We start from the raw sequence: 523 nt of genomic DNA, 5'->3' as shown, positions 1-523 counted from the left end.
AATTACTCAAACGCAGAAAAGTTAGGCTTTTGTGATATTTCGCAAAATTCTTATGGCTTAATTGATGAAGATTTTGTTGGGCGCTGGTTCCTGGATTTTGTTAACGATCATCATTTGAGAGTCAAAGCGTTTATTTATGATCCTTATCAAGCTAGCGCAATTACTGATTGGTTGGACAATAATATGCCAGAAGTGCCTTTTATTACTTTAAAGCAAGGGACGGTTAGTTTGAGCTCGCCCACAGTGTTTTTGAGAAATCAGTTTATTGCGGGAAATATTGAGATGCTGGCTGATCCGATTTTGCAAACCTGCTTGGCTAATGCTGTAACAGTAGCTAATCCATATGGTATTAAAATTGATCGAACGGCGTTGACTTCGAAAATTGATTGTGCTGATGCCACTATCGATGCCATGTCTCAAGCCCTTTTTTATTTCGAAAATCCTAATCATGGTCTTAAAGAAGACAAAAAGAATCCATTTAATGGAATGAGCAATGAAGAAGTCAACGAATTCTTTACCAGTG

1 protein-coding gene is annotated in these 523 nt (G+C 37.5%); it reads left to right on the top strand.

Annotated features, from left to right (window positions below; translation table 11 throughout):
* Nucleotides 1–523: terminase TerL endonuclease subunit (locus tag CBI42_RS11235; protein ID WP_256963815.1), on the top strand; the 523-nt coding region annotated here is incomplete at both ends.

Source organism: Streptococcus sp. KR (assembly GCF_002238115.1).
GTDB lineage: Bacteria > Bacillota > Bacilli > Lactobacillales > Streptococcaceae > Streptococcus.
The sequence above is the reverse complement of the archived record's forward strand: the minus strand, read 5'-3'. Positions and strand labels throughout refer to the sequence as shown.